This window comes from Paenibacillus sp. 2RAB27 (assembly GCF_052115445.1).
Classification (GTDB): domain Bacteria; phylum Bacillota; class Bacilli; order Paenibacillales; family NBRC-103111; genus Paenibacillus_E.
On sequence record NZ_JBFRGR010000043.1, the window covers coordinates 13,788 to 35,031 of the forward strand.

Below are 21,244 nucleotides of genomic sequence, written 5' to 3' on the forward strand. Positions count from 1 at the left end.
GGGAGAGCGCGTAAGCTATTCACTGTTTTGCTGGATATTAGTTAGGTATTTTGGCTGAAAGCAGCTGATATTGGGAAGAAATGCCCCAAATTTGGAAAAAAATGTGGAAGAGGGGATACAATTGATAAATGATGAGGGCTACCAGTCCTGCCCATAGGTAAGTAGCCGTGACTGTGACCCCTGCCAAAAGTCCTGTGAACAGTAATAGGATGATGGCAAGTCCAATAATCGGCAGCGAATATCGAAAGAAAGAGATGATTGTCGATGTAATCCCCAGTTTGGCCGCGATGGCGAATTGCACATACATGAACAGCAACTGCAGGACAAAGCCATAGACCATTAAACTGAGCAGCCAAGGTAGAAGCTTGAGAACGATCTGCTCATAAGAGCCGCTATGTCCCAGCATATAGGCGGCTTTGGGAATAAGCCAGATGAGTGGGAATAGTGTAAGCGCGATGCGGATCAAATACACGAGCAGGAAGGGGAGCATGAGCTGCTTCATCCCGCGAAAGAAGCGATAGCCGGCATTCTGGTGAGGGTGAGTGAGCGAATAGTAGACACCGCTATTTAAGAGAGGCGTCAGCAGCATGCGCGCACATAAGAGTGCAGCAAGCCACCATAGATAGGAATAGCTGAGATCTGTTTTAATTAACTGAAACTGGCCCTCTGCTAGGAAAATCTGCAAGGCCTGCTTGGGTTGCTCAGCGCCAGGGAACCGATGCATGAGGGGGACAAGAACACCTTGTACGAGCTTATACAGGAGAATACCCCAACCCATCTGATATAGGAATAAAAAGATCGTGGCAAAGGGCTGCGCCATAGCTGCCCTGAAGCCTGCTTTGATATAGGTGGCCAACGAGGGTCCCTCCTTAACGTTTTCTTTAAAATATAAGAAAGTATAGTTGCAGTTTATACAATGCTTATATTTCTCCATAAACACTGTGATACGTCCTTGAGGGACGGTGTAGTCGTTTATTCTGGGAAACTAGCATCGTAAGCATACGCTCAGAGTTTGTCATGAGACGTAAGCCAAGTCCTTACCAGGCGACTGAGCCAAAAATGGCTTGCAGGAATTGAATAATGCCAAGATTCCACCGAATTTGAAGCTTCGTATTTAATTGCGTTTGATAAAAGTTGTTGATGTGCTTATTTTCGAGTATGAGCGTGTACTTGGGATCGATGCGCACCCAGTCGACAGGCGAGGTATGCGTTAATTTGAAATCGATGCTGCCTTCCTTGCCATCCCATGTTTTATCTAACAATGTGCCATCTGCGAAGTGGAACTGAATCGGCACTTCAGGTGAGTTGCCGCCAAACTTAACGATGCGGACTGTGCTTTCATAAGTCTCGGATCCCTTGTTGCCTTGAGGCTTTACATGGACACTTTCGACGGAGTAATCCATCATCAGATTGCCATAGACATATTGATTAAAGAAATCGTTCCAATCTGTTTTGCTGATCTCCTCCACGACCTGTTGGAAATCCTTCGTAGACGGATGTTTGAACTGCCACTTTTGGAAATAGGATTTCATGATACGATCCATCGTCTTGGTGCCGACTTGCTGCTCAATGGCTTTGAGTACGAGCTTGCCACGCGTGTACACATTTTCAGCATATTGATCATGCCCTGTGTAAGCCCATGCATTCTTCTGCAGTCCATTTGGTGAGGTGATATAACTGGATTCAACAGGTAAATTAGGTGCTTCGCCGTATTCGACTTCCATCACTTTATCTTCTGCATAAGAGGTGAAGCCTTCATCAAGCCATGCTTCCTCGAATTCATTGCTGGCTACAAGCCCATAGAAGAATTGGTGGCCGATCTCATGGACGACGACGCGTTCCAGTTCCAAGTCTGGATCTTTGTCGCTAGCTCCCCATGCGGTGACTAAGGTTGGATATTCCATGCCGCCAGCACCATTCCCGCCAGGAGGGGGGACGACGATGGAAAGAGTAGAGTACGGATACGTTCCGTACCACTGACTGTAACGGGAGAGTGCTTTTTTGGCCGCATACATGTAACGATCTTTTAAATCCTGATGATTAGGATCAAGATACAGTTTGATTTTGACTCCGGGAACCTGTGGGGCTGAGAAAGGCTCTTCCACATAGATGAAATGAGGAGAGGCTGACCAAGCGAAGTCATGCACATCCTCAGCATAGAATTGGTATGTCTTCGTGCCCTTGTCCGTCACAGCAGGTTTAACAGGAAATCCAGTCGCAGCCACAATATAATTTGCGGGCACCTGAATTTTCACATCGTACATGCCGAAATCCGCATAGAACTCGGAATTTCCGTGGTATTGATGGAGATCCCAGCCAGGTTCAGCCCGTCCCCTAGTTCCCTTGCGCTCATAAGCGGCAACCTTCGGGAACCATTGTCCAGCCATAACGAAGTCATCGACATACCCCATTCTGGCAAAAGCTGCAGGCAGCTTAACAAGGAATTCGGTATTGATGGTTACACGTTCACCAGGTCCAACAGGCTTGGATAACGGTATTTTGAGCAGCGTGTGGTCATCCTTATTGCCGTCATCCGGCTGAACGAATGACATCCGCTTGGTCAGATCATCACCTGTATCTGATTTCACGGAGAGCAGTTCCATACTGCCGCTACTCTCGTCTTTCGCTTCATCTTCACGCAGTTTCCCGCCAGACTCGCGCATGAATGTCGTTTTCTTCGAAGCGAACGCATTCGGATAGAGGTGAAAATACATTTCTTGTACAGGAACTGAGCCTGGATTTTCCCACGTGAGTGTTTGTTGGCCTTGGAGCTGCCTCGTTTCTGGTGTGTAGGCAACATTCATGTGATATTCGGCAATACGATAACTAAGTGGTGTTGAGGTTTCTAACGGTTTGCCATTATCTGCAGGCTGCATGTCCGGTGTCTGAACATGGGGAACATCTTTAGAGACGACAGGAACAGTCCCTCTTGGTGTGGAGGGGAGCAAGGTGTTCGTTATTAACACTGCGCCGGCTGCAAGGAGCATGACAGCAAACCATTGTACCTTGCGGCTATTGAATAGAGCATTCATATCCATGAGATTCACCCCGCCTAAACAAGCATCTACAGCATGTATATGTAGACAACCTAGGGAATATTTCTGCGAGGTGAAAGAAATATGATAAATGTCCATGGGAGCCCGCCGCCACTTGTTCTACTGGGAGACTTTCGCTACAATGAAAGCATGTCGTCATTTTAACCTAATGTAGAGTGGAAGGTGCCCTTATGGAAGCGGATAAGAAGAAGCTGGCCTTAAATATAGTAAGCTCGAAAGTGAATCACAAAGGCTTCGGTGCAGGAGCCATTGATCTGAGTAACGTCTCCGGCATCATTATTGATGGGGATGAAGCGTATTTGGATGAAGGTACTCTTCATGCGAAGAGTAAGATCGAGAAAGGCATTAAGTTCTCCACGAACAAGGAGGATGTCCCTAATGGTCGTAAAGCGTGGATCGTGTGGGTAGCGGTTGATCGTACAGAAGAGGGCGCCTACTATGCGGGGATGTCCGCTTGCGAAATGCTAGTCGACACCGAAGCACGCCGCGGATGGAAGATTCTTGCGGAGCACGTGAACAAAATGGACGGCGCGATGAAACGTAAATTCATCCTGGAGGGCTTGTCTGACAGTGAGCGAACAGCCCTTCGAAACTGTCTGATTGCGCACAACGAAGACTGGTGGAACCGCTCGGATCAAAGCCTCAAGGACGCACTCTCCTAAGCTTAAAGCGGCGAATATGGAGAATATGAACATTATGTGTCATCCATTGTTCCGCAATGTCGAAGCGGGTATACTATACCCTAGTGTATGTTACCTCATATACTAGGACAGCAAAAAGGCAGGACTAAGACGCGCTTAGTACTGCCTTTTTGTGTTTTTATTTAGTGGAATGTTAGTCGTTCCACCAACGTTTTAGATCGTTCCACCAAGAGCCGTTATCGCCTTTGGAACCGGATTTTTGACCGCCTGCCGCATCTGGATTAGCAGGTTTGCCTGTACAATATGTCGTGGGTTCAGTACCCGCAAGAAAAGCCTCCATTTTGGAATTCGGACAGTCCTCATTAGACAATTTGCCGCTTAGCGGATCAATGTAAACCGTCGTCACACCTTCAGGGATCGGGAACAGCTTCGGCGGAATCGCATCCAAAGTCTGTTCGGTGAAATCCGCGAAGATCGGTGAGGCGAGATGGGATTCCACCGTTGTGATATTGCGGCTCTTGTCATAGCCCACCCAGACTGCAGTGGAAAGCTCCGGCGTGAAGCCGACGAGCCAGGCATCCGTATCCGTTGTACCCGTTTTGCCGGCAATTGGCCGCTTAATCGTACTGGCTACACGGTTTCCCGTTCCACCCTCTTCGAACACACTTTCCATGAGATTAGTCATCACATAGGCAACAGCAGGTGGTATGACTTGCTCCTCCTTAGGTGTCGCTTCATATAAGACACGCCCATTGGCATCCTCGATTCGCAAAATCGCGGTCGTTTCATGATGCACGCCCTGATTCGCAATAGAGGCAAAGGCTGAAGCCATTTCCAGCGGACTCACGGGGAAGGAGCCTAGCGCTAAGGAAGGCAGCGGCTTCATTGGCGAAGCAACCCCGAGTTTACGCGCGAAGTCGATGACCTTCTGTGGACCCACCTCGAGAATCGTATGCACCGCATAGATATTATCTGACTTCGAAATCGCCTGCCGCATATCAATATTCCCATTGGTATACTKGTCATTGAAATTTCTTGGCGTATATTGCTGGCGCCCTTCATCATAGGTAAATACCGTCGGTTCACTCTTGACCATGGAGACAGGTGTGAGGCCATTCATGAGTGCGACCATATACACGAATGGTTTAAAAGATGACCCTGGCTGTCGTGTATTCGACAGCACACGGTTGAACTGATTTTCCGCGTAGTCGCGTCCGCCAACCATGGCTTTAATTTCTCCCGTGCGCGGATCTACCGCGACCAGAGCGGCTTGCAACTCGGGCTTGCCTTCAAGCTGCTTCGTGATGACATTCTCCGCAATTTGCTGTGCATTTTTATCCAGCGTGGTATAGATGCGAATGCCGCCTTCATCGAATTGTTCTTCCGAGATGCCGAGCTTTTCCGTCGCTAGGTTACGTACATAATCCCTGAAATAAGGGGCAGCGGAAGGCTTCTTTTTCGTTAACGGCAGAATCGTTAGCTTTTCCTTGCTAGCAGCGTCAGCGGCGCTTTGGGTAATAAAGCCGCTGTTCACCATCGTCTGGAGAACGACCTTTTGCCGATCCATCGCATTTTGCAAATCATAATAAGGGGAATAGTAACGCGGTCCTTTCGGCACCCCAGCGATCATTGCGCTCTCTGCTAGGGTTAATTCACTGGCATGCTTGCCGAAGAAAAGCTCGGACGCAGTCTCAATGCCGTAGGTCGAATGCCCATAATAGATTTGATTCAAATAATCAGCAAGGATATCATCTTTACTGAGCTGCATTTCCATTTGAATGGCGTACACGGTTTCTTTGATTTTACGGGTCCACGTACGATCATGAGTTAAGTATAAATTACGAGCTAACTGCTGCGTGATCGTGCCAGCTCCTTGCACCTTGGCCATCGCCTGAACATTCACAATGGCTGCGCGTGCTACCGCTTTAACGTCCACGCCGAAATGATCGTAGAAATGTTGATCCTCCACGGCGAGCGTTGCATGTATTAAGTAAGGTGAGATGTCATTTAATGAAACCACCTGTCGATTTTCCCCTGAATAAAAGGTATCAATGACCTCGCCGTGTACATCATACATCTGGGAGGTTTGCATCGTTTTGGTGACGGGAAGTGTTTGGGAGCGCAAATAAACTAGAAAGGCAGCGGCCCCGATAAGCATCAATAGGCTGCAGGTAAAGAAGAACGAAAAGGTCTTCTTGATTCGCCTCATCCACCGCATGGAAGCAGGAATCTCATCCTTCCGTCTGGCCGATTGTGTTTCTGGTGTTTGTTGGCGTGGCTTCTCATTCGTATTCTCATTATCGGACATGCTTCGCTTGCCTCCTTTCTCCTTGCCCAAAGGCGCTATTACCCAGTATGGAAAAGCATGGCAGTCCGTATTCAATGAATTGTAAATATTTTTTGTTAATTGGCCAAAAGATTGAGGAAAATATTGCATTTTGGGGGTAATGAACTATAATACAATTTGTGCGTGTGAGAGGACTGGGAAATACAACTCAAACTCGTATGACTTTTCCAACTGGTGGAACACTGTTAGTGATAACGAATGTCTGGAATTATTCATCCAAATAGAGAAGCGAAAGAAGGGTTACATATGGAATTATGGTATACAGAGAAACAAACCGATAGCTTCGGTATTACAGCGAAAGTCACGGAGACTTACGTCAGAGAGCAAACAGATTTCCAAGATCTTTCCATGATTGAAACCGAAGAGTGGGGCACAATGCTTACACTAGACGGCATGGTTATGACAACAGTGAGAGATGAATTCGTTTATCATGAAATGGTTGCTCACCCAGCGCTTGTTACTCACCCGAACCCAGAGTACGTACTCGTAGTAGGCGGCGGAGATGGCGGCGTTATTCGTGAAATCATGAAGCACCCGAAAGTGAAGAAAGCCGTTCTTGTTGATATCGATGGCAAAGTTATCGAGTACTCCAAGAAATACCTGCCAACAATCGCTGGCGAATTGGACAACCCGCGCGTTGAAGTTATCGTTAACGATGGTTACATGCACATCCACGATCACAAAAACACTTACGATGTCATCATGGTCGATTCCACAGAGCCTGTAGGTCCAGCTGTTGAGCTGTTCTCCAAAGGTTTCTACCAAGGCATCTTCGATGCGTTAAAAGAAGACGGAATCTTCGTGGCTCAAACGGATAACCCATGGTTCAAAGCGGATTTGATCCAAACGGTAAATCGCGACGTGAAAGAAATTTTCCCGATCGTTCGTGTGTACAGTGCGAATATCCCTACGTACCCAAGCGGTTTATGGACATTCACAATGGGCAGCAAAAAGCACGATCCGCTTCAAGTAGAAGAATCAGCAATCCCTGAATTCCCAACGAAATACTACACACCACGCTTGCACAAAGCAGCTTTCGTATTGCCTAAGTTTGTTGAAGATTTGATTAAATAAGCTGCGGAATCGCGGATAAATAAGATTTGAATAGAAAAGGGAGCCGATTTGTCGGCTTCTTTTTTGCGTGTTGGCCACGCAAGCCGCCCCCAACCCCCAAACCTCAAATCCACATAGTTACACACTAACGCATCCCCCAACCCTCAGCTCTATCCAACTCCTCCACCCATCCCGATCCCCGTCCACTTGCCGACCGCCGACTTACCAATGAAGCGGAACTACGGTGCGCTATTTGAGCTGTATTTGTCATTTTCAGACTCGAGAGGAACGTCAGTACGCTAATTCAGCTAATTTGCATAGTTCGCATCACTTTTAAGGAAAATAAGGTATCCACGTTCCCCTTTATCCCATATTCAGCTGCTTTTGAGCAGAATAACGCACTGACGTTCCCCTTCATGCATTCGGCGCCAACTCAACTCAACTAAACTCAACTAAACTCGCTTACGTTCCTTCAAGTAACAATTCTACTTTAAACAAATTTTAATCACTGCCATACAGCTGTCAGTAGCACCTAGTTATACTGTAAACATAAGGACAGGACATGAATCGCACCAAGCGCGAGCTTCGAGCACGAGTGCTCGTGCTAGTGCGAGCATCAAGATCAAGTGAGCCTGTACCGCCATCCCTAGGAGGTTTTATATATGTTTACGACAATTGAGAGTTTCATCCAAGAATACCAAATGGAATCGGCTACAACGCAGCAACTGCTAGATACATTAACAGATGCGTCCCTTAACCAAGTCCAAGCCGAAGGTTACCGTCCACTTGGTTATATTGCGTGGCATCTGGTTCACGCGGAGCGCGGTATGCTGTACGGAACAGGTCTGGAATTCGAATCGCCGGCTGCTGTAAGTGTGCCACCTGCAGAGGCAGCAGTCATTGCAGAAGCATATCGGACTACAACGCAGAACATACTCGGCGCGATTCGCACGCAATGGACAGACGAGAAACTGCAAGATGTAGTTACGATGTTCGGTATGCCATGGACGATCAGCACAACCCTATACAGCTTCTTGAAGCATGAAATTCATCATCGTGGTCAGCTGACGATTCTAATGCGCCAAGCAGGCCTTCCCGTTATCGGCGCCTACGGTCCAGCCAGAGAGCAATGGGCAGCGATCGGTAGACCCGTTCCAACGTTATAACACAGGAGCCTCCAAGTCCGTTTTCTACGGATCAGGAGGCTTTTTTTCATCTTTTTCCAATCACGAACTCGTCTCCAATCCTCTCAAACCCTTCCATGCATTGAATTTACTTATCCTTTCATATAAACTATTAGCTAACATGCCTACGTTGTGACACGAATTGTCATTCGTAGCAACAGAAGAAGAGGGGATTATCGAATCATGACGGACAAGCAGCGGGTGCGGATTCGAATCGAGAGTCGAAGCGGGAGTGAGACCACGGTGCAGAAGGCGCGCGGGGATCTGTACCGGAAAGGCGATCATACCTATATCCGCTATGAGGAAGAGCCGAACGAGCTTGGACGGACCGTGACGGTTATTAAGCTCGAAGATAATCAGATCCGTATTATTCGCCAAGGGGATGTACAAGCGGAGCAAACCTTCGTTCCTGGAGAGAAGCGGACGGGCTTTTATCACACACCACAGCTCCGAATGGAACTGGAAATTGAGACGCACAAGCTGACTTCGGAGGCCATCCATGGGATCGGTATTACGAGGTGGAGCTATGATCTATATGCATCAGGCACACATGCAGGAGCCTATCGAATCAAGTTGTTAATTCAGGAGGAGTAAGACAAATGGACGTTCTTAACGAAGTAAAAGCGAAAGTGAAGCAAGCAATTAAAGAGGCTGTTCTAGCGGCGGGTATCGTCTCCGAGGAGCAGTTGCCAGAAATCATTCTGGAAGTGCCGAAAGAGAAGACACATGGCGATTTCGCGACGAATGTAGCGATGCAGCTGACGCGTATTGCGAAGGTAAACCCAAGACAGATCGCGGAGCAAATCAGTGCCAACTTGAACAAAGACGCAGCTAATATATCCGAAGCGGCAATCGCGGGTCCAGGCTTTATTAATTTTAAAATGGATAATGTTTACCTCTACCCAGTGATTGCTGATGTTGCAAAGCTCGGTGACCGCTATGGAGAATCGAACGGAGGTCAAGGACTTAAAGTGCAAGTGGAATTCGTTAGTGCGAATCCCACGGGCTCCTTACATCTTGGACATGCCCGTGGCGCAGCCGTAGGTGACGTGCTATGTAACGTGCTGGATCTTGCCGGCTACAACGTATCTCGTGAATACTACATCAACGATGCGGGTAATCAAGTCATTAATTTGGCGAAATCCATCGAAGCACGCTATCTGCAAGCGCTTGGACAAGAAGCGGAAATGCCAGAGGATGGCTATTTTGGTGAAGATATCAAAGGATTTGCAACGGAACTCGCAGCTACAGAAGGCGATCGTCTACTGAGCTTGTCGGATGAAGAGCGTCGTGCTTATTTCCGTACGTATGGACTTGAGAAAGAGCTCGACAAAATCAAACGCGATTTAGGCCGCTTCGGTGTTCATTTTGACCACTGGTTCTCCGAGACGTCCATCTATGAAGACAATCTTATCCCGCCTGTACTTCAAGAGCTGCGCGATAATGGTCATATCTATGAAGAAGAGGGCGCAACGTGGTTGAATACGACACCGCTTGGAGATGACAAGAACCGTGTTTTGATCAAAAACGACGGATCCTTCACCTACCTTACGCCAGATATCGCTTACCACCGCAATAAATTCGGACGCGGCTACGACCGCTTAATTAATATTTGGGGCGCTGATCACCATGGCTACATCCCGCGGATGAAAGCAGCTATGACCGCTCTTGGCTTCGAAGCAGACCGTCTTGTCGTGCTGATCGCTCAAATGGTGAGCTTATTCCAGAATGGTGAAAAAGTTAAAATGTCCAAACGTACCGGCAAAGCCGTTACGATGGAAGACTTGATGGACGAAGTCGGCGTAGACCCGATTCGTTATTTCTTCGCGATGCGGAGCATGGACTCGCATTTGGATTTTGACATGGACTTGGCCGTTTCCCAGTCCAATGAAAACCCCGTGTTCTATGTGCAATATGCCCATGCACGGATTTGCAGCATCTTCCGCCAGGCGGAAGAGCAAGGGGTTCAAGTCCTTCCCCTGGAACAGGTTGACCTGTCCCAGCTGTCTTCGGAAGCCGAGTTCGACTTGCTTCGCAAGATCGGCGAGCTTCCGGAAGAGATCGCCATTGCGGCTGAGCAGTACGCGCCGCACCGCTTGATCCGCTATGTATACGAACTGGCAAGCCAGTTCCATAGCTACTATAGAGGCCACTACGTCATCACAGATGACGCAGCCTTAACACAAGCGCGCCTCGCGTTGCTCGGTGCGCTGCGCACGACCTTAGCCAACACGCTTCGCGTGGTTGGCGTGTCCGCCCCTGAGCGGATGTAACACCCGCTCAGCCAGAAGAAGCTCCCCTTGACCACTGGTCAAAAGGGGAGCTTCTTCTTTTTCTAAGCGCAGGAGGTACCCCTGCGCTTAAAAGCTGGCGCCGCGCCAGCTTACTCTTGCCCCGCCGCGCGGATCGCGCGCTGGGCGTTCAATTGCCCGGGCTGCCACCGGACGTTCGGGCGCTTGCTCAGCGGGAACGCGCAGCGGCGCAGCGCGTTTTTGATCTGCTGCGGTGACATGGCGCGCATGGAAAGCATTAAGGCGATAACGCCGCTTACATGCGCCGTTGCCATCGACGTGCCGCTGAGCTCGTTATATTTGCCGCCGATCCAAGCCGAATACACGCGCTCACCGGGGGCATAGATGTCGATTTGTGCTCCGCGATTGCTGAAGGGAGCAATCCGCCCTGTTCGTGTTGTGGCGCCTACGGAGACAACGTAGGGAAACCGAGCAGGGTAATCAATGGTTTTCTTCCGGCCATCATTACCAGAGGAGGCTACAATAACCTTCCCTCGGTAGTAAGCGTTCAAAACCGCTTGCTCCAGTGCAGGATTGTACGTCTTCATTCCGAAACTCATATTAATAATATCGAGGTCATTTTGGACGCACCAATCAATACCGGCGATGATATCAGATACATAGGCACTTCCATTTTGGTCAAAAGCTTTAACAGGATGAATAATAGATCGGGGAGCTACACCAATAATACCGGAATTACGGCCCGTTGCCGCAATAGTGCCCGCAATGTGTGTGCCATGCCCGTTATCATCATGGGGCATGAGCCTGCGATTTAATAAGTTGACGCCATGCGAGATTGAGTTTTGCAAATCAGGATGCTTATAGTCGATACCCGTATCAATGACGCCGACGTGAATATTTTTACCGACAGATTTACTCCAGATCTCAGGAGCACCAATTTGATCAACTCCCCAAGGGATGGTGCGTGCACGCGAGCTGGATAGAATAGTGGCTCGTTTCGGTACGGTCTTTCTACCTTTAACCTTATTTATAGTCAATTTCGTATCCGCTTCGATACGTGTCGTGCTTGTAAAGCTTCTGAGTTTTGTATCCGGACACAAGGTACAGGAAAAGGCGTGGATAATGTCTAGAGGCAGAACCAGGGATAGTCTGGGGAGTTCAGACGTCATGCGTAGGAGCTCTGATTTGCAGGCAAAGTAATCTGTGTTAGAGGTGAAATGGATAAGGTGCTTTCTAGCTGGTTGTTTAGTAAGACCTAGATCTTCATGGAGCAGATGAAGAAAGGTGGCTGTATCCATCGTGCCATCCCCCCGTTACAGCATATAATCATTATCTCCCCTATCCTATGTACAGGTCATCGAACTTGACCGTGTCATCGCCTTTATAGAGGTTGTCGAAAAGTCCAATTTTGATCACGAAGTAGTCCAAGTTCCGTATTCGACATCGAAGATTGAATTCAGCCGGAAATTCCGGTGCTCACTTAGCTTCCACTACGCTCCGCTCCTCATTTCCTAGGCTTCTCGGTGCTGAAAACCAGACTTTTTAACACGCACTTGTAGAAATAAATGGGTGCAGGGCCGTGTCAGATGCGTAGGTTCAACATAGGATACATAGAGAGGCGCGGGCAGGAGTGTCTCTTTCTCAGGTAGTGGAAACGACTGCTGTTCATCAGCAAGCGGTTCCTTTGGGTACAGTCGCAGGCGGAGGGGGACCTTTGCCTGTATTCCTTTTTATGGGTTGTTTTTAGATGTTAGGCAGCCGTTTATTTCAAAATATAGAATTTATATGTTTCACAATAGACAATAAATAGGCTATATTTCATGATAAACGCACTCGACCTACGAGGTCGGCGTAGACGTTTATTGTGGGGTAGTTGCAATTTTAGAAAAAATAGGTTTTACTTAATGAAGATATTGGTTATGGTAGATAACGTAGTCAAGAAATGATCGAAAAGGATGTGCCTTAGATGAGCAGCGAATACACACTCAAAATCACCACAGAGCAAGCACGCGAAATGCCCATGGTGGATTTGGCGTTCGAATTGCTGAAGTCGGCGAATACGCCGTTTTACTACCGTGAACTTATGGCTGAAATTGCTAAAATAAAAGGGCTTTCTGAAGATAATGTCATGAATGTAATTGCCCAACTATATACGGAAATCAACATCGATGGACGTTTTGCTTGTGTAGGTACAAACCTATGGGGCTTGAAGCGTTGGTATCCAGTTGAGAAGTCCGACGATGCGGTTGGGAACGCGAAGCGTCCTAGAATTATCAACGATGAAGATGATGATCTGGATGAAGACGTCTATGCGGAAGAAGAAGATACATACGCAGAAGAAGACGAGTATGATGCATTTGGTACCGAAACCGAAGAGGAAGAAGAAGCGGAAGAGGATACTGAATTCTTCGAAGATGAAGAAATCGAAGAGGATCTTGGCGAAGCGGGTATCGAAGAGAGCGATGATACTGAGGATGACGTAGATGATTTGGATTCCGATGAGGATGAAGAAGATTTGGATGAAGACGACGAAGACGACAACAAATAACTTGTCTTGACAGTCCCTATACGTTCAGAGTAAACTATTGCATGGGCTTTAAAAGAATCTTAACAATTCGCGCATGCGTTCAAAAAGTGCCCCGTCACTACGGGTGTCACTTTTTTTGTTTTTTTGCGCTTTTTTTTTTGTGATTTGTTCATGAAAACACTTATTTAGCAGAAGCTAATGCTATTACACCTTTGTCCTGGCGACAACCAAGAGCTTATGCTGATGAAGCCAGTTTTCTAGCACCTTTTTACACTTATCTTCATGTTATAACGATGCCAGTAGCCTGGCGAAAATCTAAAGCGGAAGCTTACAAGCTTACAAATATAAGGAGGCGTACATAGTGACAAAATACATTTTCGTTACGGGAGGCGTAGTTTCATCCCTTGGCAAAGGAATTACAGCAGCTTCCTTAGGAAGACTGCTCAAGAACAGAGGTTTGAAAGTTACGATTCAGAAGTTCGATCCTTACATTAACGTGGACCCAGGAACCATGAGTCCTTATCAGCATGGGGAAGTTTTCGTAACAGATGATGGTGCAGAAACGGATTTGGATTTAGGTCATTATGAGCGTTTTATCGACATTAACTTGTCCAAAAGCTCGAACGTGACATCAGGAAAAGTGTATTCCTCTGTTATTACCAAAGAGCGCAGAGGCGAGTACCTAGGCGGAACTGTACAGGTTATCCCTCATATTACGAATGAAATTAAAGAACGTGTGATTCGCGCAGGTCGTGAAGCTGGGTCTGATGTGGTTATTACTGAAATCGGTGGTACTGTCGGGGATATCGAGAGCTTGCCATTCCTGGAAGCGATTCGTCAAATGAAAAATGATATCGGCCGCGAGAATGTCATGTACATTCACGTTACGTTGATTCCTTATATCAAAGCTGCTGGTGAAGTCAAAACAAAACCAACGCAACATAGCGTTAAAGAACTACGCGGCCTCGGTATTCAACCGCATGTAATTGTTTGTCGTACGGAACATTCTTTGACAGAAGATATGAAGCGTAAGCTCGCTTTGTTCTGTGATATCGATCCAGCTGCAGTTATTGAATGTAAAGATGCAGAAACGTTGTATGAAGTACCGATGATGCTTCGTGAGCAAGGTCTGGATGATTACGTTGTGAATCACTTGAAGCTCTCAACCAATCAACCAGATATGACAGAATGGGAAAGCCTTGTTCGCAAGGTGAAATCCTTAACCAAGAAGACCGAAATCGCCATCGTTGGAAAGTACGTAGCTCTTCACGATGCTTACCTTAGTATTGTTGAGGCACTTGGACACGCGGGTATCGACAATGACTCCGAGATTGATATTCGTTGGGTCAATGCAGAAGATATCTACGATCATAATGTGCATTCCCTGCTTTCTGGTGTGCAAGGTATCCTTGTTCCAGGTGGATTTGGTGATCGCGGGATTGAAGGGAAAGTAGCGGCAATTCGTTATGCGCGTGAGAAAGAAATTCCGTTCTTCGGTATTTGTTTGGGGATGCAGGTCGCTGTTATTGAATATGCACGTTCTGTTTGTGGATTGGACGGCGCGAATAGCTCCGAGATTAATCCAACAACAGCCTACCCAGTAATTGATCTATTGCCAGAGCAGAAGGATATTGAGAATCTAGGCGGAACGATGCGTTTAGGTTTATACCCTTGTAAATTGACGCCTGGTTCACTTGCTGCAACGACGTACAATGATGAGCTAGTTTACGAAAGACATCGTCACCGGTACGAATTTAATAATGAATACCGCGAATTGGTTGAATCTGCAGGTCTGCGTATTTCGGGTACATCACCAGATGGTCGTCTGGTCGAGATGGTTGAGCTTCCTGGTCACCCTTGGTTCTTGGCTGTACAATTCCACCCGGAATTTACATCCCGTCCGAACCGTCCACAGCCACTTTTCCGTGAATTCGTGAAAGCTGCACAATTGATCGCTCGTTAAAATTTCACGTTGCTGACGGAGGAATCTCTCTCCTGATAATCAATTTTTATGTAAAACTTTTCAAAATAAATGCTCTCCTCGGAAGGAAAACGAAAATGAATAGCGAATATCTTGACTAATAGGTTTGGAACTTGTTATTCGTTTTCGGGAGGGGACTTGGCTGATGAAGAAAAAAGTGTTGGTAGTGGATGATCAAAATGGAATTCGTGTACTTCTCATGGAAGTGTTCAGTAACGAAGGGTACGATACCTATCAAGCCTCCAATGGCAAGTTGGCCTTGGAAATCGTAAGAAATGTATCGCCTGATCTCATACTACTAGACATGAAGATTCCCGGTATGGACGGACTTGATATTTTGAAGCATGTGAAAGAAATTGATGTTTCAATCAAAGTCATCATGATGACGGCATATGGTGAGCTGGATATGATCAAAGAAGCGACGGATTTAGGTGCGATCATGCATTTTACGAAGCCATTTGACATTGATGAGCTGCGCCTGGCTGTGAATATGCAATTGAATAATGAATCCAGCAGTGGTTTCGCAGTAGGATCCTAGTCATAGGGTCTTTTTTTTGTTTTGGAAAAATGAAGGCTTGGTTATCATTTGAAAAGTTATGTGCTATAATAACTCAGGTATGAACAGAGAGCGGTATGCGCATCTACTAAAGAGGTTCTAGGAGGAAGAGAAACATGGCATTGGTTTCAATGAATGATTTTTTACCTAAGGCAAAAGCAGGGAAATACGCGGTTGGTCAATTTAACATGAACAATCTTGAGTTTGCTCAAGCGATTGTGGAAGCTGCAATCGAACTGAACTCCCCGTTCATTTATGGTGTTAGCGAAGGCGCACTAAAATATATGGGCATCGAGTTTACTGTAGCTATTGCAGAAGCAGCAGCTAAGAAATCCGGTCTTCCGATCGCATTACACTTAGACCATGGTAGTTCGTTTGAAGTAGCAATGAAATGTATCCGTGCAGGATTCAGCTCCGTTATGTTCGATGGTTCCCACTATTCTTTCGAAGAAAACATTCGTTTGACGAAAGAAGTTGTTAAAGCTGCTCGTGCAATGGGCGTATCCGTTGAGGGTGAGCTTGGAACAATCGGTGGCGTTGAGGATGACATTTCCGTTGATGAAGAGCACGCTAACCTTGCAAAACCAGAAGAAGCGATTCGTTTCTACGAAGAAACAGGCGTGGATTGTTTGGCAATCGCAGTAGGTACTGCACATGGTATGTACGCTGGCGAGCCGAACATTCACTTTGATATTATTGAAGCAGTTTCCAAAGCGATCCCAGTTCCAGTTGTCTTGCATGGTGGATCCGGCGTTCCAGACGAAATGATCCGTAAATCAATTGCAGCAGGCGTTGGCAAAATCAACGTGAACACAGAGAACCAAGTGGCATGCACAGAAAGTATCCGCGCAGCTCTGAACAAAGATGCTAAAATTTATGATCCTCGTAAATATCTAACCCCAGCTCGTAGCGCTATGATCGAAGTAGTAAAATCCAAAATTCAATTGTTCGGAAGCAGCAACCAAGCTTAATTCCAAATTGTATAGACAGGATAGGAAATGCAGTAATACACAGATGGATGGTCGACAATCGTTGCCGTCTGTCTGTGTCATTGCGGGCGTTTCCTTCTTCTATTTGTTGTATTTTACCTCGCACTCATCTATTACTTCCTTATTTTGTGGATTTCCGTCCAATTTTTTGTGAGATTTAGTAGGATCTGTTGATTTAACTTTAGTGAGAAGGCACCTGGTTTAGGGGGAGAAGTATGTTGGAGAAATTAATGGTGGTCGGTGGACGCCCACTACGGGGAACTGTTCAAATTAGTGGAGCAAAGAATAGTGCCATTGCACTTATTCCAGCCGCAGTACTTGCAGAAACACCAGTAACGTTGGATAACCTTCCACATTTAAGCGATGTGGCTATATATACAGAAATTCTGACTGACTTAGGAGCAACAATCGATTGGAACGAGGATCGGATGACGATTGATCCGACTCATATGAAGCCTATGGCTATGCCGAATGGCAAAGTGAAGAAGCTGCGCGCTTCCTATTATTTGATGGGTGCTCTTCTGGGTAGATTTGGTGAGGCAACGATTGGTCTTCCAGGTGGATGTAATTTCGAACCGCGTCCGATTGATCTACATATTAAAGGGTTTGAAGCACTAGGCGCTGTGGTAAGTAACGAAAACGGAGCCCTTCATATTCGTGCTAAGGAACTGCGTGGTGCTAAGATTTACTTAGATATGGCGAGTGTCGGCGCTACGATCAATATTATGCTGGCAGCTTCACGTGCCAAAGGGTTAACTACGATTGAAAATGCGGCGAAAGAGCCTGAAATTATAGATGTAGCAACACTTTTGAACTCMATGGGTGCGAAAATTAAAGGTGCGGGTACGGATACAATTCGGATTGAAGGGGTGTCTGAGCTTCACGGCTGCCGTCATTCCATTATCCCAGACCGTATTCAAGCGGGAACGTATATGATTGCTGCAGCGGCGACGCGCGGCGATGTTACCGTAGATAATGTAATTCCGAAGCATTTAGAAGCTTTGACAGCGAAGCTGCAAGAAATGGGTGTTCATGTTTATGAGATGGATGAATCCATTCGCATCGTAGGTCAGCCTATCTACGAAAGCGTAGATGTGAAAGCATTAATTTACCCTGGGTTTGCAACGGATTTGCAATCACCAATGTCTAGCCTGCTGTGCCAAGCAAAGGGTGTTAGTGTATTAACAGATCATGTGTATAGTAATCGATTTAAGCATATTCCAGAGCTAGTGCGCATGGGTGCTAAGATAAGAGTGGAGGGGCGTTCGGCCATTATTGAAGGCTCGCAGCTGAGCTCAGCCAAAGTAAGAGCGACAGATTTGCGTGCAGGAGCAGCTTTGGTAATTGCTGGCCTCAGTGTAATGACAGGCGGGATCACGGAAGTGTCGGGTGTAGAGTTCATTGATCGCGGATACGAAAACTTAGTATTTAATCTATCTTCCCTAGGAGCCGAAGTTTGGCGTGAGAACGAGGAATAAAGTTCCAGACATCAGGCAATGCTAGAATCCAATTGAAAATTTAATAGTTTGGTGGTTGAAACATGAGCATGCAGCTTGCTGAGCTTGAAGTACTCAAGCTTACTGAATTATATAAACTAGCTAAGAAACATCAGATTCCTTATTACGGTACGTTGAAGAAAAGAGAACTCATTTTTGCCATTTTACGTGCACAAGCAGCAGAGAGTGGATTCTTGTTCATGCAAGGTGTCTTGGAAATTTTGCAGGAAGGATTTGGATTCTTGCGTCCAATTAACTACCTTCCCAGCTCAGAGGATATCTATATTTCAGCCTCTCAAATTCGCAAATTTGATTTGCGCTCAGGTGATATTGTATCTGGGAAATGTCGACCGCCTAAGGAGAATGAGCGCTACTATGGACTTCTCCAAGTCGAAGCAGTGAATGGTGAGAAGCCTGAAACGGCTGCAGAACGCTTGCATTTCCCTGCACTAACGCCGCTATATCCAGATACTCGGATTACACTTGAGACCGAGCCTACCAAGATTTCGATGCGGATTATGGACTTGCTTGCTCCTGTCGGTTTGGGTCAGCGCGGACTTGTTGTGGCACCTCCTAAAGCGGGGAAAACATTATTGCTCAAAGAAATCGCAAACAGTATTTCTACCAACTATCCCGAGATTGAGCTATTCGTTCTGTTGATTGACGAGCGTCCTGAGGAAGTTACCGATATGCAGCGCTCTGTCAAAGGTGAAGTCGTTGCCTCAACTTTCGATGAGCTTCCAGAGAATCATATTAAAGTTGCTGAACTTGTCTTAGAACGTGCTATGCGTCTAGTTGAACATAAGAAAGATGTCGTTATCCTACTCGATAGTATTACGCGCTTAGCAAGAGCGTATAACCTCGTAGTGCCGCCTTCAGGCCGGACATTGTCCGGTGGTGTTGATCCCGCTGCTTTCCACCGTCCTAAGCGTTTTTTCGGAGCAGCTCGTAACATTGAAGAAGGCGGCAGTTTAACTATTCTTGCTACAGCACTTGTTGAAACCGGTTCACGTATGGATGACGTCATTTATGAAGAATTTAAAGGGACAGGTAATCTGGAACTTCATCTCGATCGCAAGATGGCGGAGCGCCGTATCTTCCCTGCTATTGATATTCGTCGTTCAGGGACTCGGCGCGAGGAAGCGTTGCTCGGCAAAGATGAGCTCGAGAAAGTATGGGCACTTCGCAAAGGCATGAATGATTCACATGAATATACCGAAGCCTTTATTAAGAAGCTTGCGGATACGAAGACGAATCAAGAGTTTTTAGACTCGCTGGCCTCCCCAGGGGCKGGAGCGTCAACCCAGCAACATAAAGGCAAAGTCAAAAACTCAGCATCTTAAGCTTTAGTTAAACGACACTTAGTAAGAAAGTTTGCGTGTTCGTTTACTTTAACGTACAAAGAGGAGTACCGTTATGAACTTGGTTTATTCAGATTCACAAGGAAATGTATTTGATCATCCTGATTATTTCGCGCTTGGTCGAAATGCAGAAATGATTACCGAAATATTAGATGAAGAACTGATCCCTCTACCTGAGGGATCAACACTCGTGAGTCTACCCTTCACGCGCCCTGTTGGCATTGATGCTGCAACAGGTGAGATGAAGCTGGTAGAGGGTGATTATCACGCGGTAGGAGCGTTGCTTCCACAAGGCTTCACACGATTGCTACTTCCAGGGTATGTGAAATCCGATAAGACGAAGGCGTTGCCATTGTTCGGTTATACCGCTGTCGTGTGGAAAGAAGACGGCTTCTACGTAGCCGCGCGTTTGACCGACAATCCGTACTTCTGGAATCCGATTCATTGTGATCCAGATGAGCTCGAGGTTGAAGTCAAACGGTTAGTCGCCAAGTATCCGGAGAATCGCTTGTATGCGCATTTGTCGAACTGTGCACTGGGCTACGAGTGCTTGACCGCTTCGAACACGTTCCTACAACGTTGGGAAGGGGCTGTCCCTGTTTCCTACTCCTGTAATGCAGGCTGCTTCGGATGCATCTCGGAACAGCCAGACGAGAGTGGCTTTGTTGCTCCGCAGACGCGGATGAACTTCAAGCCGAAGGTCGAAGAAATTACCGAGATCATGTTGGAACATCTGCGTACGCCGGAGAGCATTATCTCCTTCGGGCAAGGCTGTGAAGGGGAACCAAGCACGCAGGCTGTCATCATTATTGATGCCATCAAGCGAGTGCGCGAGCAAACGAAGATGGGCTATATCAATATCAATACGAATGCGGGCCTTACGGACCATATCCGCGGCATTGTCGATGCAGGTCTAGATCTAATGCGTGTAAGCACGATCAGCGCTCTGGATGATCACTACAACGCTTATTACAAGCCAAGAGCTTATACTCTTAAGAATGTCGAGAAATCCCTTCGCTATGCAACCGACAAAGGGGTCATCACATCGATCAACTATCTCGTATTCCCAGGTGTTACCGATCGGGAAGAAGAGATCGAAGCGATGATTGAATTTGTACGCAGAACGGGATTGAAATTGATTCAATTGCGCAACCTGAATATTGACCCTGAGAGCTATCTAAGCATTATCCCTAAGGCTCAGGGAGAACTGCTAGGAATGAAGCAAATGATCGAAATTTTTGAGCAAGAATTGCCGGAGGTTGTCATTGGTTCGTACTCCCACACGCCGAAGTTTTACACGAGTGATCGTACGCTCACAACGGTGTTATAAACCATCTCGGTGGAAGTATTACCCGATCGATTTTCCAAAAAATAGAGATGCTTGTTTCACTCGATAATGCGGCTATTTTTCTTGATAAACGCACTCGCCCAAAGAGGGCGAAGGAGTCGTTTATTGTGTTGCATCTAGACTTGCGAATATGCTACAATGCAATAGTACGTCCATTAACTCTGTTTCAGCAAATGATTCAGGGCGGAAAGAGGTGAACCAAATGAAAGCAGGAATTCATCCTACTTATCATGCAACCACAGTGACTTGCGCTTGTGGTAACGTGTTCGAAACGGGTTCAATCAAGCCAAATCTTCGTGTTGAGATTTGCTCCAATTGTCATCCTTTCTACACTGGTAAACAAAAGTTTATCGATGTAGGCGGCCGTGTCGACAAGTTCAAAAAGAAATACGGAATCTAATTGGCATCATTTGCTTGATTGCCAATCAGCATAAGACAACCTCCCTTGGTCAT

17 protein-coding genes are annotated in these 21,244 nt (G+C 46.7%); 13 read left to right on the forward strand and 4 right to left on the reverse strand.

Annotation, left to right across the window (positions count from 1 at the left end):
- Nucleotides 1-37: 37 nt before the first annotated feature.
- The gene (locus AB4114_RS31565; protein ID WP_441991969.1) at nt 38-856 is read right to left on the reverse strand and encodes a hypothetical protein; all 819 of its coding nucleotides are present in this window, start codon (nt 854-856) and stop codon (nt 38-40) included.
- A 181-nt stretch (nt 857-1,037) separates the two neighbouring features.
- Nucleotides 1,038-3,032, reverse strand: coding sequence for a M1 family metallopeptidase (locus AB4114_RS31570; RefSeq protein ID WP_441991983.1), 1,995 nt, complete (start codon nt 3,030-3,032; stop codon nt 1,038-1,040).
- 194 nt (nt 3,033-3,226) lie between these two features.
- Between AB4114_RS31570 and AB4114_RS31575 the strand changes: the two genes are divergently transcribed.
- Nucleotides 3,227-3,718, forward strand: a complete 492-nt coding sequence (locus tag AB4114_RS31575) for a YwhD family protein (protein ID WP_056621992.1) — start codon at nt 3,227-3,229, stop codon at nt 3,716-3,718.
- A gap of 172 nt (nt 3,719-3,890) precedes the next feature.
- Here AB4114_RS31575 and AB4114_RS31580 read toward each other — a convergent pair whose 3' ends face one another.
- On the reverse strand, nt 3,891-6,005 hold the full coding sequence (locus AB4114_RS31580; protein WP_441991970.1) for a transglycosylase domain-containing protein: 2,115 nt from the start codon (nt 6,003-6,005) through the stop codon (nt 3,891-3,893).
- A gap of 285 nt (nt 6,006-6,290) precedes the next feature.
- On the opposite strand from AB4114_RS31580, the gene speE reads away from it, so the two are divergent.
- The 4 genes from speE to argS all read left to right on the forward strand — a co-directional run bounded on the left by speE (nt 6,291) and on the right by argS (nt 10,554).
- Nucleotides 6,291-7,118: a polyamine aminopropyltransferase gene (gene speE / locus AB4114_RS31585; protein WP_056621986.1), complete on the forward strand. Its 828-nt coding sequence runs from the start codon at nt 6,291-6,293 to the stop codon at nt 7,116-7,118.
- A gap of 641 nt (nt 7,119-7,759) precedes the next feature.
- Complete coding sequence (locus tag AB4114_RS31590) at nt 7,760-8,263, forward strand: DinB family protein (protein WP_441991971.1); 504 nt, start codon at nt 7,760-7,762, stop codon at nt 8,261-8,263.
- Nucleotides 8,264-8,464: 201 nt separating this feature from the next.
- Entirely contained in the window at nt 8,465-8,875 is a 411-nt protein-coding gene (locus AB4114_RS31595) for a DUF1934 domain-containing protein (protein WP_171629087.1), read from the forward strand.
- Between the two features lie 5 nt (nt 8,876-8,880).
- Entirely contained in the window at nt 8,881-10,554 is a 1,674-nt protein-coding gene (gene argS / locus AB4114_RS31600) for an arginine--tRNA ligase (protein WP_441991972.1), read from the forward strand.
- A 110-nt stretch (nt 10,555-10,664) separates the two neighbouring features.
- Here argS and AB4114_RS31605 read toward each other — a convergent pair whose 3' ends face one another.
- Nucleotides 10,665-11,831 carry a S8 family peptidase gene (locus AB4114_RS31605; RefSeq protein WP_441991973.1) on the reverse strand — a complete coding sequence of 389 codons (1,167 nt, stop codon included), beginning with the start codon at nt 11,829-11,831 and terminating at the stop codon, nt 10,665-10,667.
- A 668-nt stretch (nt 11,832-12,499) separates the two neighbouring features.
- On the opposite strand from AB4114_RS31605, the gene rpoE reads away from it, so the two are divergent.
- The 8 genes from rpoE (at nt 12,500) to rpmE (ending at nt 21,191) form a co-directional block, all read left to right on the forward strand.
- Nucleotides 12,500-13,081 (forward strand): DNA-directed RNA polymerase subunit delta, encoded by a 582-nt coding sequence (rpoE, locus tag AB4114_RS31610; RefSeq protein ID WP_441991974.1) that lies wholly within the window; start codon nt 12,500-12,502, stop codon nt 13,079-13,081.
- 340 nt (nt 13,082-13,421) lie between these two features.
- Nucleotides 13,422-15,023, forward strand: coding sequence for a CTP synthase (locus AB4114_RS31615; protein WP_056621971.1), 1,602 nt, complete (start codon nt 13,422-13,424; stop codon nt 15,021-15,023).
- Between the two features lie 163 nt (nt 15,024-15,186).
- Nucleotides 15,187-15,579 carry a response regulator gene (locus AB4114_RS31620; protein WP_056621969.1) on the forward strand — a complete coding sequence of 131 codons (393 nt, stop codon included), beginning with the start codon at nt 15,187-15,189 and terminating at the stop codon, nt 15,577-15,579.
- A 134-nt stretch (nt 15,580-15,713) separates the two neighbouring features.
- Nucleotides 15,714-16,568, forward strand: coding sequence for a class II fructose-1,6-bisphosphate aldolase (gene fba, locus AB4114_RS31625; protein WP_065850891.1), 855 nt, complete (start codon nt 15,714-15,716; stop codon nt 16,566-16,568).
- 236 nt (nt 16,569-16,804) lie between these two features.
- Nucleotides 16,805-18,064, forward strand: coding sequence for a UDP-N-acetylglucosamine 1-carboxyvinyltransferase (locus tag AB4114_RS31630; RefSeq protein WP_441991984.1), 1,260 nt, complete (start codon nt 16,805-16,807; stop codon nt 18,062-18,064).
- A 62-nt stretch (nt 18,065-18,126) separates the two neighbouring features.
- Nucleotides 18,127-19,425 (forward strand): transcription termination factor Rho, encoded by a 1,299-nt coding sequence (gene rho, locus AB4114_RS31635; protein WP_441991975.1) that lies wholly within the window; start codon nt 18,127-18,129, stop codon nt 19,423-19,425.
- A gap of 73 nt (nt 19,426-19,498) precedes the next feature.
- Nucleotides 19,499-20,773: a radical SAM protein gene (locus AB4114_RS31640; RefSeq protein ID WP_441991976.1), complete on the forward strand. Its 1,275-nt coding sequence runs from the start codon at nt 19,499-19,501 to the stop codon at nt 20,771-20,773.
- A 220-nt stretch (nt 20,774-20,993) separates the two neighbouring features.
- Complete coding sequence (gene rpmE / locus AB4114_RS31645) at nt 20,994-21,191, forward strand: 50S ribosomal protein L31 (protein ID WP_056621960.1); 198 nt, start codon at nt 20,994-20,996, stop codon at nt 21,189-21,191.
- Nucleotides 21,192-21,244 lie beyond the last annotated feature (53 nt).

What these genes read in the sequence shown, in the direction of transcription:
- AB4114_RS31570 (WP_441991983.1), bottom strand. Translation starts at nt 3,032, where the DNA reads ATGAATGCTCTATTCAATAGCCGCAAGGTACAATGGTTTGCTGTCATG.
- AB4114_RS31575 (WP_056621992.1), top strand. Translation starts at nt 3,227, where the DNA reads ATGGAAGCGGATAAGAAGAAGCTGGCCTTAAATATAGTAAGCTCGAAA.
- speE (WP_056621986.1), top strand. Translation starts at nt 6,291, where the DNA reads ATGGAATTATGGTATACAGAGAAACAAACCGATAGCTTCGGTATTACA.
- AB4114_RS31590 (WP_441991971.1), top strand. Translation starts at nt 7,760, where the DNA reads ATGTTTACGACAATTGAGAGTTTCATCCAAGAATACCAAATGGAATCG.
- AB4114_RS31595 (WP_171629087.1), top strand. Translation starts at nt 8,465, where the DNA reads ATGACGGACAAGCAGCGGGTGCGGATTCGAATCGAGAGTCGAAGCGGG.
- argS (WP_441991972.1), top strand. Translation starts at nt 8,881, where the DNA reads ATGGACGTTCTTAACGAAGTAAAAGCGAAAGTGAAGCAAGCAATTAAA.
- AB4114_RS31605 (WP_441991973.1), bottom strand. Translation starts at nt 11,831, where the DNA reads ATGGATACAGCCACCTTTCTTCATCTGCTCCATGAAGATCTAGGTCTT.
- rpoE (WP_441991974.1), top strand. Translation starts at nt 12,500, where the DNA reads ATGAGCAGCGAATACACACTCAAAATCACCACAGAGCAAGCACGCGAA.
- AB4114_RS31620 (WP_056621969.1), top strand. Translation starts at nt 15,187, where the DNA reads ATGAAGAAAAAAGTGTTGGTAGTGGATGATCAAAATGGAATTCGTGTA.
- fba (WP_065850891.1), top strand. Translation starts at nt 15,714, where the DNA reads ATGGCATTGGTTTCAATGAATGATTTTTTACCTAAGGCAAAAGCAGGG.
- AB4114_RS31640 (WP_441991976.1), top strand. Translation starts at nt 19,499, where the DNA reads ATGAACTTGGTTTATTCAGATTCACAAGGAAATGTATTTGATCATCCT.
- rpmE (WP_056621960.1), top strand. Translation starts at nt 20,994, where the DNA reads ATGAAAGCAGGAATTCATCCTACTTATCATGCAACCACAGTGACTTGC.